Source organism: Nocardia sp. NPDC058176 (assembly GCF_042883805.1).
Lineage (GTDB): Bacteria > Actinomycetota > Actinomycetes > Mycobacteriales > Mycobacteriaceae > Nocardia.
Genome location: NZ_JBHVVA010000007.1, coordinates 352857 through 367815 on the forward strand (window position 1 = coordinate 352857; position 14959 = coordinate 367815).

Annotated in this window: 11 protein-coding genes and 1 pseudogene; 8 read left to right on the top strand and 4 right to left on the bottom strand. The window is 70.4% G+C overall.

The genetic code is table 11. From position 1 onward, the window contains the following. Positions 1-8: 8 nt before the first annotated feature. Positions 9-635, top strand: a complete 627-nt coding sequence (locus ACFVVM_RS29640) for a TetR/AcrR family transcriptional regulator (RefSeq protein WP_387625028.1) — start codon at positions 9-11, stop codon at positions 633-635. Here ACFVVM_RS29640 and ACFVVM_RS29645 read toward each other — a convergent pair. Further along, complete coding sequence (locus ACFVVM_RS29645) at positions 632-4141, bottom strand: sacsin N-terminal ATP-binding-like domain-containing protein (RefSeq protein WP_387625065.1); 3510 nt, start codon at positions 4139-4141, stop codon at positions 632-634. The genes ACFVVM_RS29640 and ACFVVM_RS29645 overlap by 4 nt on opposite strands. An 832-nt stretch (positions 4142-4973) precedes the next feature. Next, a pseudogene (locus tag ACFVVM_RS29650) lies at positions 4974-5718 on the bottom strand (DUF3027 domain-containing protein); the annotation flags it as partial. Between the two features lie 8 nt (positions 5719-5726). Here ACFVVM_RS29650 and ACFVVM_RS29655 point away from each other — a divergent pair. The 4 genes from ACFVVM_RS29655 (at position 5727) to ACFVVM_RS29670 (ending at position 10354) form a co-directional block, all read left to right on the top strand. Further along, the gene (locus tag ACFVVM_RS29655) at positions 5727-6503 is read left to right on the top strand and encodes a glutaminyl-peptide cyclotransferase (RefSeq protein WP_387625030.1); all 777 of its coding nucleotides are present in this window, start codon (positions 5727-5729) and stop codon (positions 6501-6503) included. Positions 6504-6691: 188 nt separating this feature from the next. After that, a complete protein-coding gene (locus tag ACFVVM_RS29660; protein ID WP_387625032.1) occupies positions 6692-7840 on the top strand; it encodes an RNA-guided endonuclease InsQ/TnpB family protein in 1149 nt (382 codons plus the stop codon). Between the two features lie 298 nt (positions 7841-8138). Continuing rightward, the gene (locus ACFVVM_RS29665) at positions 8139-9836 is read left to right on the top strand and encodes an MFS transporter (protein ID WP_387625034.1); all 1698 of its coding nucleotides are present in this window, start codon (positions 8139-8141) and stop codon (positions 9834-9836) included. Then, a complete protein-coding gene (locus tag ACFVVM_RS29670) occupies positions 9833-10354 on the top strand; it encodes a DUF2771 domain-containing protein (protein WP_387625036.1) in 522 nt (173 codons plus the stop codon). The genes ACFVVM_RS29665 and ACFVVM_RS29670 overlap by 4 nt, the downstream gene beginning before the upstream one ends. 42 nt (positions 10355-10396) lie before the next feature. On the opposite strand, the gene ACFVVM_RS29675 is transcribed toward ACFVVM_RS29670, so the two are convergent. Further along, a complete protein-coding gene (locus ACFVVM_RS29675; RefSeq protein WP_206045850.1) occupies positions 10397-10816 on the bottom strand; it encodes a cold-shock protein in 420 nt (139 codons plus the stop codon). A 162-nt stretch (positions 10817-10978) separates the two neighbouring features. Here ACFVVM_RS29675 and ACFVVM_RS29680 point away from each other — a divergent pair, with 162 nt between their 5' ends. Both ACFVVM_RS29680 and ACFVVM_RS29685 read left to right on the top strand, forming a co-directional pair. Then, the gene (locus ACFVVM_RS29680) at positions 10979-11215 is read left to right on the top strand and encodes a hypothetical protein (protein ID WP_387625038.1); all 237 of its coding nucleotides are present in this window, start codon (positions 10979-10981) and stop codon (positions 11213-11215) included. A gap of 382 nt (positions 11216-11597) precedes the next feature. Next, positions 11598-12200 carry a transglycosylase family protein gene (locus ACFVVM_RS29685; RefSeq protein WP_387625040.1) on the top strand — a complete coding sequence of 201 codons (603 nt, stop codon included), beginning with the start codon at positions 11598-11600 and terminating at the stop codon, positions 12198-12200. A 66-nt stretch (positions 12201-12266) separates the two neighbouring features. On the opposite strand, the gene ACFVVM_RS29690 is transcribed toward ACFVVM_RS29685, so the two are convergent. Further along, positions 12267-12458: a hypothetical protein gene (locus ACFVVM_RS29690; RefSeq protein WP_387625042.1), complete on the bottom strand. Its 192-nt coding sequence runs from the start codon at positions 12456-12458 to the stop codon at positions 12267-12269. 39 nt (positions 12459-12497) lie between these two features. Between ACFVVM_RS29690 and ACFVVM_RS29695 the strand changes: the two genes are divergently transcribed. Further along, complete coding sequence (locus ACFVVM_RS29695; protein ID WP_387625044.1) at positions 12498-14798, top strand: helicase-associated domain-containing protein; 2301 nt, start codon at positions 12498-12500, stop codon at positions 14796-14798. The last annotated feature ends 161 nt before the right edge of the window (positions 14799-14959 follow it).

Genomic DNA, 14959 nt, shown 5'->3' on the forward strand with positions numbered 1-14959 from the left:
TCGCACACGTGTCCTCCCGATTGAGCGTCGAAGAACGACGAGCCCACCTGATCGAGGCCGCGATCGGTCTCGCCGAGAAAAAGGGCGTGGCGGGCGTGACCACCCGCGATGTCGCCCAAGCGGCCGGTGTCTCGCTCGGTGTGGTGCATTACTGTTTCGAAAACAAGGACGCGCTGATGACCGAGCTGGTCAAAGCGCTGTCCATGGAATTGCGCGATTCCGTCGATGCCGATGAATCGGTATGGGAAGACGCCGGAACAGGAAAAGAAGCGCTTCACAAATTGGTGCGCAACTGCCTCGAACTGATGTGGCGCAACATCGAAGCGACCCCCGAGCGACAACTGCTCACCTACGAGACCACCACCTACGCGCTGCGCGAAGGCGAGGCCACCCCGGCCAAGATCGCCATCGCCCGCGAGCAGTACACCTTCAACGACAACACCGTCGCCGACGTGATCGACCACTGCCGCGAGGCCACCGGCGCCCAGTGGAACACCCCGGTCAGCACGCTGAGCCGGTTCATCCTCAGCGTCATCGACGGGATCGTGCTGCGCTGGCTGGTCGACGACGACAGCGAAGCGGTCCAGGCCCAGCTCGATCTGCTCGCCGAGATGGTCGTCGCGCACGCGAGCTAGCCGACACCGGGTACCTGGACGTGCACGACGCCGTCGGCGCGCCACCACGGCACCCGCACGGTGCCCGAGATCGCGCCGCGCAGGTGCACTTCCAGGGTGTCGTGCAGAACCAGCGCGCCGGTGGTGCCGGGCGGTGACCACAGCTGTCGCAGCACCACGCCCAGCGGTTCCGCGGCCCAGGTGCTGTGCCTGCCGGTACCGAGCACCTCGGCGCTGATCTCCTCCGAGACCAGGGGCAGGTCGAGCAGGGTCGCCAGTGCCTCGGCGCTGGCGCTGTCGCCGACCAGGAGACGCTCGGGTGGGACGACGAGGCCGAAGCACGGCTCGTCGAGGACCAGCGCGGTGCCCGCGTCGACGACGGCTCCGGAGAGGGCGCGGACCTGCTCGGGCAGCTCGAGTTCGCGCGGGTCGAGCGCGCCGGCGGCGACGGCCTCGGCCAGGCGGGTGTGGGTGCGGGCAATGACCTCGGGGGCCGGGGTTCTCGCGGGGTCGGCGAGGGCGTCGAGGAGTTCTTCGGCCAGCTCGGCCGACATCACGTCCGGGTTGACCAGCAGGGGGCGCAGGGCGGCCAGGTCGGTGCCGTGGATGCCGTCGGCGGCGAAGACCGGGAGGAGACCGGCGAATTCGGCGTCGTCGGGGTGGCGGAGCCGACCCAGCGGGATGCCGTCGAGCTGGGCGTGATGGTGCAGCCACCAGGCGGTGTAGCCGTCGCGATCGGCCAGCAGGGCGCGGGTGCGCGGGGTGGCGAGCAGGTGGCGCAGGGCCTGCGGCCAGCGGTGGTCGTCGACCAGGTCCAGGTCGCGGACGGCGACGAGCTCGCGAGGGTCGGTGGAAAGGCTGTCCCACCAGGACTGTTCGTCGTCGAGGTCGTGGTCGGGGCCGACCGGGTCTGGATCGGTGAGCACCGCCAGATCCCAGCCGACGCCGATCGCGCGCAGGGCTTGGTCGCCGTACTCGGCGACGGCGGAGTCGGCGACGGTGCCGAAGGGCGAGTCGGCCACCAGGACGTCGGCGAGTGGGGCGCCCGGGAGGAGCAGTTCGTCGGCGGGGCGCAACTCGCCGGTGTCGTCGGGGAGTTCCAGGAGGCCGAGCCAGGGCGGGAGGGTCGCCGAGGTGAACTGGGCCAGGTGCAGGACCGCCGTGACGGTGTCCGGGTCGGCCGGGTCCTGCTCGAGCAGGTCACGCAGGCCGGGATCGGTGAGCAGGTCCTCGGCGGAGGCGCTGCGGGCGCCCAGACGGGCCAGCAGGGGGTGCGTGGCGTCCGGGTGAGCCAGGCGGGCCCAGTGCACCGGGACGGCGACGGTGAGCTGATCGTCGAGGACGACAGTGCGCGGTCCGGTCACCAGACGGCCGTCCGCCAGCGGCACGGCGAGCGCGCCGAACTCCTCGGCGGTCCTGGTGTCGACGACGAAAGGTTCCAGCGCGGCGTAGAACCGGCGCCACCAGCGCGGTTCGCGGTCCAGGCCGCTGGAGAGCTCGGCCAGGGAAGCCGGGCCCAGGCGGTGGACGTCGAGGACCGACAGTTTGTCCTGGTACGGGCGGCCGGACAGTTCCGGGATCACCAAGGGGCCGGTGATGTCGGCGAGGAGTTCGGCCAGTTCCGGGGTGAGGTCGGGGAATACGCTCGCGCGGGTGGGGATGCTGGTGGGGACGGCGCTGCCGGGGATGTCCAGGCGAGAGGCAGGGTCGACCGATGTGAACACGTCGGACGTTTCGGTCCGACCCGACTGTCCGCCGACGTCCACAGTGCTCGACGTGGCGGATTCGTCGGCCGCGAACAAGTCCGCGAGATCTGGTGTCTCGGTCTGGTCCGACGATCGGCCAGGACCGTGCTGGTCGGCAGCCCTTGGGGGCGCGGTGTGCGGTTCGGCCGCGAAAAGGTCGGCGAGGTCTAGCGTTTCGGCGGGAGACTCGGAGTCGCCGAGGGTGACGCGAGTCGAAGGATCGACCGCATCGGATCCGAGACCTGCGAGCTCTTCCGGATTCGTCAGCGCCTCGAAATCGGAGCGCGGGGGCGCGGATTCGCCCGGATCCGGGGACGTTGCAGGGGCGCAGACGGGGAGCCAGGGGTTGGTGCGGAGTTCGGTGATGACGGCTTCGCGGAGGAGACCGTCGGTTTCGCTACGGGCGAAGGAGGGGGTGGGGACGAGGGTCAGGCGGTCGCGGGGCGGGAGGGCGCGGGCGAAATCGGCGTAGCCCTGGGCGAGTTCGGAGAGGCGGGCACCGGGGAGGAGGCGGCGGCGGTCCGGTTGCATGGGGATGTCGGCGACCAGGATGGCGGGGAGGGAGAGATCCTCGTCGGAGCGGGTGGGTGCACGCAGGACGTCCGGGGCGGCGGGGCCGGGGCGGCCGTTTTCCAGTGGGAGGAGCCAGCGGGCGCGGGGGGTGCGGTACTGCCACCAGGTTCGGCGGTCTCCGGAGGGGAGGGTGATGGTGAGCTCGGTGAGCGCTCCGAAATCCGCACCGGCAGCGCCGTCGGCTTCGGCAGCGCCGTCGCCCTCGGCAGCAGCGTCGACATCGCCCTCGGCAGCAGCGTCAACGTCGCCCTCGGCAGCGGCGGCGACATCGCCCTCGGCAGCGGCGGCGACATCGCCCTCGGCAGCGGCGGCGCCCACGGCAGCGCCGTCGCCCTCGGCAGCGGCGGCGCCGTCGGCAGCGGCGGCGCCGTCGGCAGCGGATTCGGTAGCGGCATTGCCGCCCACTTCGCCGTCGGCAGCAGCCCTGTCGTCCGCCTCGGCACCACCGCGGGCAGCACCACCGCGGGCAGCGGCAGCGGCAGCGGCAGCGGCAGCGGCAGCGGCAGCGGCAGCGGCAGCGGGGATGGTTACCGTGCTGGTGAATTCGTCGTCGCCGATGCGGATGCGGTGGAGGGCGGGCAGTTCCAGGAGCAGGTCGGGGGCCTCGGCGCGCATGGCGGTGAGGAGTGCGGTCGGGTCGATGTCGTCGCGGAGGTGGACGACGATCTCGGTGTCGGCGCCGGCGACGGGGGTTGTCGGGACCGGCCAGGCCAGGCGGAGCGCCGGTGGGGCGATCGCGGTGAGGTCGTCGGGGATGTGGATGCCGGTGTCGTGCAGTGCGTTCAGGGTCGCCGCGCGGGAGAACCGGATCGATCCACTCGTCGAGCGCACCTCGATCTCGTCACCGACGGACCGCACCGCGGTGAACCCGACCCCGAACCGCCCGACCTGGGCAGCATCGGACTTGCCGGACGCTCGCAAGGCCGTGAGCGCATGAACACCCGAAACACTCAGCGGCACACCGGTATTCGCGACATGCAACCGCCCGTCGAGCACCCGGACTGTCAACTCTCCCGCGACACCGGCCTTCGCCGCGGCATCGGCCGCGTTCTGCGCGAGCTCGGTGAGCACCCGATCCCGGTAGCCCGCGGCCACCAGATCCGCCTCACTCGCACTGTCCTCACGCAACCGCGTCGGCGAATCCCGCCAGGCGGCAAGAACTCCGGCCCGCAGCTCCGCGGTCCCGAAGGGATCCGCCGCTCCGTTCAGCGCGCCACCGACGATCCGTGCTCGTCCACGAATTCCCCGGCACCCCGGGCATCGGCATCGGCATCGGCATCGGGCACCGACACGTCAGCTGCGAACGCAGTCTCATCCGCTTCCACCGCACCCGCATCCGCGGCCTCGATGTCGCGGCGGGCGGCGGCAACCTCCGAAGCACCAGTGGCGCCAACGGTGTCGTCGCTTGCGGTCTCGGTGGCCGAGGCGGACTGAGCGCTCGGTGCGGACTCTGCGGCGGCAACCGCTTCGGCCGGCTCTGGTGCGGTGGCTCCGGCGAGCGAATCCTGGTCAGCGGCCTCGACGTCACCTGTGGTGGAGGGTGCGTCCGACGCGGCGGTAGAACCCTTCGCGTCGTCGGCGGCGGGCGAAGTGCCGTCGGTGAGCTCGGGGCCCTTGGTCGTCTGGGCGACCTCGGTCGTCTCGGTGGCCTCGGACACCCCGGAGACCTCGGTCGCCTCGGCCGGATCGGTGACCGAAATCGGATCGGTGGACAGAGCCTGCTCGGTACGCGCAACGACTTCCGCGGCGACGACGTCCTCGGCCGACTCCGCCTCCACACCTTCGGCGAGGGCGGCCCGGTCGGCGGCTGCCGCGTCCACGGCCACTGCTTCGGCGGTTTCCTGGTCGGCGTCGGCTACCTGAGCTTCTGTTGCTTGCTTCTCGCCGGCCGAAGCATTCGCGATTTCGATCCGGTCAGCCGGATCCGGCGCTGCCCCCTGCTCGTCGGCCGGAAGCGACGCCGACACCTGCTGGTCGGCGGAATCATCTTCGATGACGCTCGACGCGTCACCGGCATTCGCCTGTTCCGCGCGGACGATGTCCACGAAGTCGACGGCGTGGTCGTCGAAGGCCTCGTAGCGGGGGGAACCGTTGCCGCTGGGGGCGACCACGTCGGAGTGGGCGCCGCAGCCGTATTCGACGTTGACGACGTGGCCGTCGGCGCCCATCGCGTTGGCGCAGACGCCGAAGGCCTCGCGCAGGGCGCCGGCCAGGGGTAAGTAGAAGCCGCACAGGCCGCAGGTGGCGGGGGCGGCCTTGGCCATTTCGGTGTCGGGGCCGTATTCGGTGTACCAGCGCTGGGCGGCTTCCAGCCTGCCGTCGAGGCTGAGGACCTGCACGCGGCCGAGCCCGACCTCGCGGGCCACCTCGTCGATCACCGGATCGCCGGTGGCCACATAGCCGGGGACCAGGCGCGGGTCGTCCGCGGGCGGGGCCAGCAGGTCGCCGGGGCCGAGGTCGCCGGGGCGGACCCGCTGCTCCCACGGGATGAAATCGGGCGCGATCAGGGCGTCGGGCCCCGGCAGCAGCGCCGACTCGCTGACGGTGGCACGGTCGGCCCCCGGTGGTGCGGCCACCACCACGGCCCACTGCCAGCCGCGATAACCCGCCAGGGTCGTCTCGAACCGGTGGGTGGCTGCCGAGTCGTCCTCGGCGGTCACCCCCAGATGGATTCCTACCCCGTCGGGTTCCAACTCGACGAGCGCACGACGTGCGACCTCGGCCGCATCGGCCAGAACGGGACGCACGCCGGACTCCGAAACAGATACTGCGCTCACGGCATACATTTTGCCGTATGAACCGCATCGGGACTTCGTTGGCCGTCGCTGTGCTGGTCAGCCTGCTCGCCACGACCGCCTGCGGGGGCCCCGACGAGCCGGGCCCGCCACGCTGGCGCGTCGAGGTGATCGGCTCGTCACCGCACGATCCGAAGGCCTTCACCCAGGGTCTGGAAGTGGTCGACGGCATCCGCTACGAGAGCACCGGCATGTGGGGCGTGTCGAGCGCGCGGGCCGCCGACCAGGACACCGGCGCCGAACGGGCCCACGTCGACCTGCCCGCCGAGATGTTCGGCGAGGGCATGACCCGCGCGGGCGACATCGTCTGGCAGATCACCTGGAAGGACGGCATCGCCTTCGCCCGCGACCCGCAAACCCTGGCCGAGACCGGCCGGGTGTCCTACGAGGGCGAGGGCTGGGGCGTGTGCGCCCAGCCGGACCGGCTGGTGATGAGCGACGGCACCGACACCCTCACCTTCCGCGACCGGGTGACCTTCGCGAAAACCGGCTCGGTGACCCTGTCCGGCTACGCCCGCCCCCAGCCCAACGAACTGGACTGCGCCCCCGACGGCACCGTCTACGCCAACAACTACCCCTCCGACGAGATCCTGCACATCGACCCCGACACCGGCCAGGTCCTCGCGGTCATCGAGGCGGGCGGGCTGCTCTCCCCCGCCGAACGCGCGGGCACCGACGTCCTCAACGGCATCGCCCACCTCCCGGGAACCGACCGATTCCTGCTCACCGGCAAGTACTGGCCCCGGCTGTTCGAGGTGCGTTTCGTCCCGAAATAGCCCGATGTGTCCGACATTGCCCCGCCGCGAGTGAACGCACGCGGCCCGCGTGCGCCAGAATTGGACTGTGACAGGTGCACGGAGCGTTCCAGTCAGAGGCCCGAGAGGAGAGCTCGGGCACCTACGGCAACCTTCCGCGCCGCCAGCGGCCGTAGCGAGCAATCATGCATCGCTGCTATCGTCGCGGCGTGCAGTTGCGTTATCGCTACCGCGTGTATCCGACGCCCGAGCAGCAGAACGCGCTCGCCCAGTCGTTCGGATGCGCACGTGTGGTGTTCAACGATTGCCTCAGGCTGCGGCAGGACTCGCACAGGGCGGGGGTGAAGATCTCCGATACCGAGATCCAGAGACGAGTCATCACCCTTGCGAAGAAGTCACCAGAGCGCTCCTGGCTCGCAGAGGTGGCATCAGTGGTCTTGGTCCAAGCGTGCGGGGACGCGCGTCGGGCTTATCGCAATTGGTTCGACTCGTTGTCCGGGAAACGGAAGGGTCGCAGGGTCGGCCCTCCTCGGTTCCGGTCACGCAGAGACTCCCTGCAATCGATCCGGCTCACCCGCAACGGATTCAGCATCAGGGCGAACCGACGCCTCTATCTCGCGAAGGTCGGAGAACTCGCAGTTCGATGGTCTCGCGAGCTCCCGTCGGATCCGTCATCGGTGACGATCATTCGCGACAGCACGGGACGGTACTTCGCGTCGTTCGTGGTCGACACGAACGACGTGCCGATGCCGCCGTCCGATTCCGAAGTGGGCATCGACCTCGGACTGGAAACATTCGCTGTGCTCTCGGACGGGAGAACGATCAGCTCACCCAGATTCCTCCGGCGCGCGGCCAGGCGTCTTCGGGTCGCGCAGCAGAGACTGTCCCGCAAACGAGTCGGCAGCCAGAACCGGCACAAGCAACGCATCCGTGTTGCGAAGGCCCACGCCGCAGTTGCCGACGCCCGCCGCGACTGGGCGCACAAACAGTCCACCGCGATCATCCGCGAGAACCAAGCGGTGTTCGTGGAGGACTTGTGCGTCTCCGGCATGGCTCGAACGCGACTGGCGAAATCGATCCACGATGCTGGATGGAGCATGTTCGTCAACATGCTCGAGTACAAAGCCGCCAGATATGGTCGGGTCTTCGGGAAAGTGGAGCGCTTCTATCCGTCGAGCCAGATATGCAGCGGCTGCGGCGTGCGGAGCGGCAGGAAGCATCTCTCGCTACGCAAGTGGACGTGTTCGGCCTGCCACGCGGTACACGACCGCGACCACAATGCCGCCAAGAACATCCACGCCGCCGGACGGGCGGAGTGGCAAAACGCCTGCGGAGAGTCCGTCAGCCTTACCGCCTAGCGGGGAGCACGACTCAGTGAACCAGGAACCCACCGAAGGTCCATTTCACGGGCCAGGAGGAACCTCGGCTGGTCACAGCCGGGGGGACGTCAATACGCCCCGCGATCCGTCCGGTCCCGACCGTGGTCGCCGGGACGGCACCGCAGGGGGCCCACCCGGGCGGCACCCCGGTTTCGGGCAGTACCCGCCGCGTTCGGGTACGCCGCGCAAAGTCTTTCCCCGTCCCGATACGCCCGCCGATCCGCCGACGCGGGGCATCTTCCGGCGCAATCGTCCGGCCGATCCACAGACGACTCCGTTGCCGAACAGTGGCCGGGGTAAACGCGACTGGACGACATCGAACCGGGCCCAGAGCGGAGACCCGGAGCGCGGCGGCGGCCCGTCGCCCGACCGCAGGTCCCCCGACCACCGCATCCCACCCGACCCGCAGCAGACCGGTCGACCTCCCGCGCCGAGCAACCCGGTCAACGACCACGGCCCCGCGGGCACCCGCCCGTTCACCCGCGCCGAGGAGATCGTCGAGGACACGGGCAAACAGCGTGTCCCCCGGAAACTCACCGTCACCAGGGTCGCCGCCATGCGCAGCCGCGAACTCACCGAGCGCGGATTCGCGACCTTCCAGCGGGCGGCCAAGGCCGACGGCGCCGACCAGTCCGGCCTGACCGCGCTCACCTACGCCACCATGGCCAACTTCGCGCTCGACGCCGCGATCGCGGTCGCCCTGGCCAATACGTTGTTCTTCGCCAGCGCCACCGCCGAGTCCAAGACCAAGGTGGCGCTGTATCTGCTGATCACCATCGCGCCGTTCGCGCTGATCGCCCCGCTGATCGGGCCGCTGCTCGACCGCCTGCAGCGCGGGCGGCGACTGGCACTGGCCACGACCTTCGGCCTGCGCACGATCTTCGCGGTGCTGTTGATCTTCAACATCGACACCTGGGGCCTGTATCCGCTGGCCCTGTGCATGATGGTCGGCTCGAAATCCTTCGCGGTGCTCAAGAGCGCGGTCACCCCGCGCGTCCTGCCACCCGACATAGACCTCGTCCGCACCAATTCCCGCTTGACCGTGTTCGGCCTGGTCGGCGGCACGATCGGCGCGGGCGCGCTGGCCGCGCTGGCCGCGCTGATAGCCGGGTCGACCGGGGCGCTGATCTTCGCCACCGGCCTCGCCATCGCCGGTGCGTACCTGAGCCTGCGCATCCCGCGCTGGGTCGAGGTCACCGAGGGCGAGGTGCCCGCGACGCTGACCTATCACGGCCCCGACGCGCAGACCGAGGTGCTCGAACCGGCCCAGCTGTCCGCCGTGCCGCCGCGCAAACGACGGCAACCGCTCGGACGGTCGGTGGTGACCGGACTGTGGGGCAACAGTTCCATTCGCGTGCTCACCGGTTTCCTGACCTTCTACGTCGCCTTCGTCGCGAAGGGGTCGGGCGGCAGTCCCACCGAGCAGGCCGCGATGCTCGGCGTGGTCGGCGCGGCCGCGGCGATAGGCAACTTCGGCGGCAACGCGACCGGCGCGCGGCTGCAACTGGGCAGGCCATCGCTGGTGGTGCTCGGGTGTACGGCCTCGTGCACGGCGGTCGCGCTGTTCGCCGTGTTCACCGGCAATCTGTTCGGCGCCGCGTTCGCCGCCCTGGTCGCGGCGGCGGCCAGCGCGCTGGCCAAGGTCTCGCTCGACGCCTCGATCCAGGACGATCTGCCGCCGGAGTCGATCGCCTCCGGTTTCGGCCGGTCGGAGACGGTGTTGCAGCTGAGCTGGGTGGTCGGCGGGTCGGCCGGTGTGCTGCTGCCGACCGAGTACTGGAAGGGTTTCGCGGTGATCAGCGTGATCCTGGTGCTCGGGCTGGTGCAGACCTTCGCCAGTTACACCGGACACTCACTGCTCCCCGGCCTCGGCGGTAATCGTCCGCAGCATGTGGAGCAGGAAGTGACCGTTACCCATCCGGACCGGGTCGATCCCGGTTCGGTTCCGCGAGGGACAGGAGATCCCATCTGGTGAGCACGCTCAACGTTCGCACGGTCCTCATCTCGGTCGCCGCAGGCCTGACCGCGCTCGCCGTGGTGACCGCGGTGTGGGTCGCCGTCGCCGTCTCGAAGGCGCCCGCGTACGAACCGAAGATCACCGCCTACGCGCACGGCAAGTCGGTCACCGTGGCGCCGTTCATGTACTGCACCGTCCGGATGGAGGACTGCCGCTACGGCGAGACCACCCCGCTGCGGGTGCCGTCCGGGATGCCGGTGCAGATCTCGCTGCCCACCGAGATCGTCGAATCCCCGTGGCTGGTGCAGCTGATCTACCAGCGGCCCAACGGCGAGCAGGTCGACCGGGTGCTCAGCTTCGCCGACTACCCGGCGCGGGCGAGGGCCCTCACGATCGACTCCCAGCCGGAACCGGACCTGCGCCTGGTCGGCATCGAGGTCCAGCTGCCGATCCTGGCCCGCGACATCGCCACCGACCGCGAGACCTACATCCCGCACGCCGCCTGGTCGATCGTCACGCCCGAAGACGACGCCTGAACGACATCGGCCCCGGACCAGTGGTCCGGGGCCGATGTTCGCTCAGTTGTCCAACTCGCGGGCGACCGCCCGGACGACCTCGGAGATGCGCTGTGACAGCTTGCGATCCGGGTACTTGCCCCGGCGCAGGTCCGGCTGCACCTTGGTCTCGAGCAGCGTGATCATGTCCTCGACCAGGCCGTGCAGCTCATCGGGCGACTTGCGCGGGCCCGCGTCCTTGCGGGCGGGCTGCGCGCCGCGGTCGCCGCGCACGGTGGGCGGGGCTTCGAGCAGCTTCAGGCTCAGCGCCTGCGGTCCGCGGCGGCCTGCGGCCATGCCGAACTCGACGCGCTGTCCGGGCTTGAGGCCCTCGACGCCGTCGGGCAGCGCGGAGGAGCGGACATAGACGTCCTCGCCCTCGTCTTGGGAAAGGAAGCCGAAGCCCTTTTCGACGTCGTACCACTTCACCCGGCCGGTCGGCACTGCGCTCACCCGTTCATCATTCGACACCCGAACCCTTGTGGCCCGGGTTACACACTTCTGCTTGTCGCGAAAAGAACGCGCCCCACAACAAGGCAGGACGCGATGTGCCCAGAGTCTACCCCGGTGGCCATACCGCGAGCACATCAGTTTTACGGTGCACCGGTGACGAACTCACCTCCGCCCGCCTCGCCCGCTCCCCGCCGCCCGAGTGATCGCCTGCTGCACGTGGCCGTCGCCTTCGTCGGGATCGGGGTGCTCGCCGTGATCGGCATCTTCGCGACGCCGATCGTGACCGATGGACGACCGGGACTGTGGCTGTACCTGCTGGCGATGCTCGCGCCGGTCGGCTTCCTGCTCGCGCTGGGATACGCGCTGTGGTCGGGCCGCCGCGCCCGCTGACGCGTCAACCGGTTACCCCGGGGGATCGTTACCCAGGCCGTTATGTGACCTTCATCACATAACGGCATGATCACGAAGTGAGCGTGCAACCGTCGCGCACACCCGACACCGCAGCTACCTGCGCGGACGCGCCGACGGCATCGGGGATCACCCTGAGACCACCCCGAGACCCGTCGTACACGCCGGTTACCAAATAGTGACTTTCCCCGCGGTCCGTCGTACCGTTTCTCTCAGTCGGGGCAACCCCCGGCACCACCGGCCCGCCGCACCGAACCTCGCCCCGCGGGTACCGGACCCCGATTGGAATCGAGGGGTGAGGGCGGACCGGGAGACCTCTCAGTCCGGACCACATGCAGGTGCGCACGAGAGGAAGAAACCCGATATGAGTGGACGCCACCGCAAGCCGACTTCCACCGGGCGCACCGTTGCCAAGGTCGCCGTCACCGGCGCGATCTTCGGCACCGCGAGTGCAGCCCTCGCCGGAAACGCCAGCGCGGCCCCCGACTCCGACTGGGATCGCCTCGCACAGTGTGAAGCCGGCGGCAACTGGGGTATCAACACCGGCAACGGTTACCAGGGCGGGCTGCAGTTCTCGCCCTCCACCTGGACCGCACACGGCGGCGGGGAGTACGCCGCCTCCGCGCACAACGCCACCCGCGAACAGCAGATCGCGGTCGCCGAAAAGGTTCTCGCCACCCAGGGTTGGGGCGCATGGCCCTCCTGCTCGGCCAAGCTGGGCCTGAGCAGCGGCCCGAGCGAGCGCGCCGTTCCCTCGACCCCGAAGTGGGTTCCCGAGGTCCCGCAGGTCCAGGATCCGAGCCAGGAAGTCTTCCAGGCCGTCGACCGCGCCCTCACCGTCGTGCAGCAGCAGGGCATCGCCGTGCCGCAGCAGGCACTCGACTTCGTCAACGCCGCCAAGGGTTCTCAGCTGGACCCGGCCGTGATCGACTTCTTCCAGGCGAACAAGGGCCTGCTGCCCTCCTGATCGCCTCCGCAGACAACAAGAGCCCGCATCCTCGAAGGATGCGGGCTCTTGTTTTTCCCGTCCGGACTACACCCGGTTGATGGTGGTCTGGGGATGCACATACGGCAGCGTGGCTGCCGGGACGGGAAACACGGCGTCCTCACCGAAGGGCGAGAGGTTACCGGCGCGGGTCGCCGACAGTTCGGTCACGGCGTGCTCGCCGTCGGCCACCTCGGGCCAGCCGTTGTCGACGTAGGGCTTCTTCGATTTGTTCACCACGAACACATTCTGGCATACGCACCACGTAGGCTTGATCGGATGATCGCGACGGACTCACTTGCCGATTGGCTCGGTGCGCGCACCGACGCTCAGCTGGTGAAACTGCTGCAGATGCGCCCCGATCTCGCGGTGCCGTTGCCCGCGTCGATGTCGGTGCTCGCGGTGCGCGCGCAGCAGCGTGCCTCGGTGTTGCGGGCGGCCGACGAGCTGGACACGCTCGAGTTCGCGATCATCGAGGCGCTGACGGCCAATGAGGACGCGCGCACGATCGGTACCGAGCTCACGCCGCTGACCCGGGTCACGCTGCACGCGCAGCTCAAGGACCGCGTCACCAAGACCGCGTTCACCGCCGCGCTGACCCGGCTGCTCGACCGTGCGCTGGTCTGGCAGGTCGGTGACGACCTGCACCTGGCCCCCTCGGCCGCCGAAGCCCTCCCCTGGCCACTCGGCGCGACGACCGCGCTGCCGGACGCGCTCACCGAGCCGGAGGTGAACGCGGCGCTGGCACAGGCGAGTCCGGCCGAACGGGCGCTGCTGGAGAAGCTGGCCACCACGGGTCCGCGCGGCCGCACCAGAGACGCCGCGCCGGGGACCGCGCCCGAGCGCCCGGTGCCGCGGCTGCTGGCGGCCCGGCTGCTGCACCGCATCGATAACGAGACCGTCGAGCTGCCGGTGACCGTCGGACAACTACTGCGCGGCGAACCGGTGACCGACCCGCACGCGCTCACCCCGCCGAAACCGGCGCTGACCAAGAACGCCCCCGCCGAGGTGAACGCGGTCGGCGCCGGTGAAGTCGGCGAGCTGCTGCGCGACTGCACCGATCTGCTGGACGCGCTGGGCAAGCTGCCCGCCCCCGCCCTGCGCGCCGGTGGGCTCGGGGTGCGCGAATTGCGCAGGCTGGCCAAGCAGACCGGAATCGACGAGCAGCGCGCCGGTCTGCTGCTGGAATTGCTGGCCGCGGCGAAACTCGTCGAGAAGGGCCTGCCCGAACCGCCGCCCGATCTCGACTCCACCGACGACTTCTGGGCGCCGACACCCGCCGCGGACGCCTGGCTGGACGCGCCGCCCGCGACGCGCTGGGTGCTGCTGGCACAGGCCTGGCTCGACCTGGACCGGATGCCGTGGATGATCGGCCTGCGCGATGCCGCCGACAAGCCGATCGCGGCGCTGTCGGCCGAACTGCGGATACCGCACGCCGTGCGCGACCGGCACGCGATTCTGGGGCTGCTCGCCGAGTACCCCACCGGCACCGCGCTGACCCCGGGTGATCTCGGCAAGCTGCTGGCCTGGCGGATGCCGCGGCGGCGCAGGCACTTCCGCCTCGACGCGGTGGCCGCCACGCTGGCCGAGGCCGCCACCGTCGGCCTGCTCGGGCGCGGTGCCCTCGACTCGGCGGCACGTGCTCTGCTGCACGGTGCGCCGACCAGCATCGCCGACGCCGAGGCCGAGATGGCCGCCGCGCTCCCCGAACCCGTCGACCACGTGCTCGTCCAGGCCGACCTGACCGTGATCGCCCCCGGCCCGCTGGTACCCGAACTGCGCGGCCGGATCGCCCTGGTCGCCGATGTGGAGTCCGCGGGCGCGGCCACCGTCTACCGCGTCGGCGATGCCTCGGTGCGCCGCGCGCTCGACGCCGGGCTCACCGCCGCCGAACTGCACGCCCTGTTCGCCAACCACTCCCGCACCCCCGTCCCCCAGTCGCTGACCTATCTCATCGACGACGTGGCCCGCAGACACGGCCAACTGCGCGCGGGCGTGGCCCAGTCCTTCCTCCGCAGCGACGACCCCGCGCTGCTCGCCCAGGTCCTGGCCGCCCCCGTCGCCGAAACCCTGGCCCTGCGCGCGATCGCCCCCACCGTGGCGATCGCCCTGGCCCCCCTCGCCGAAATGCTGGACCAGTTACGCGCCGCCGGCTTCGCACCCGCCGGCGAGGACTCCGCGGGCACCATCGTCGACCTGCGCCCCCGCGGCGCCCGCATCGCCGTGCGCCCCCTCGCCCGCAAGCCCTACCGCCCCAGCTCCCCCAGCGAGGAACAGCTGGCCATGCTGGTCACCGAACTCCGCGCGGGCGAACGCGCCGCCGGCGCCCGCACCGGCCGATCCGTCCGCACCGACGGCACCCGCACCGGCACCGCCGCCACCCTCGCCCTACTCCAACTGGCCGCCCGCGTAGGCCGCCCCGTCAACATCGGCTACGTGGACGCCCAGGGCGTGGCCAGCCAACGCGTAGTAGAGCCCCTCCGCGTAGGCAACGGCCAACTGGACGCCATCGACCCAGTCTCCGGCGCCACCCGCCACTTCACCCTCCACCGCATAGCCTCGGTAGCCCTCCTCGACTGAGAGCCACCCACACGGCACCACTTGAATCCGCCATGACAGCCTCACCCAGCCCCGCACCCGCGACCCCGAGGAGCGGCGGCCACGCAGTGGCCGGTCGCGGCCGGGCCGCCGGTTAGGCGCCGCGGCGTACGCGACGAAGGAGCAAGCCGCGGTGCCTAACC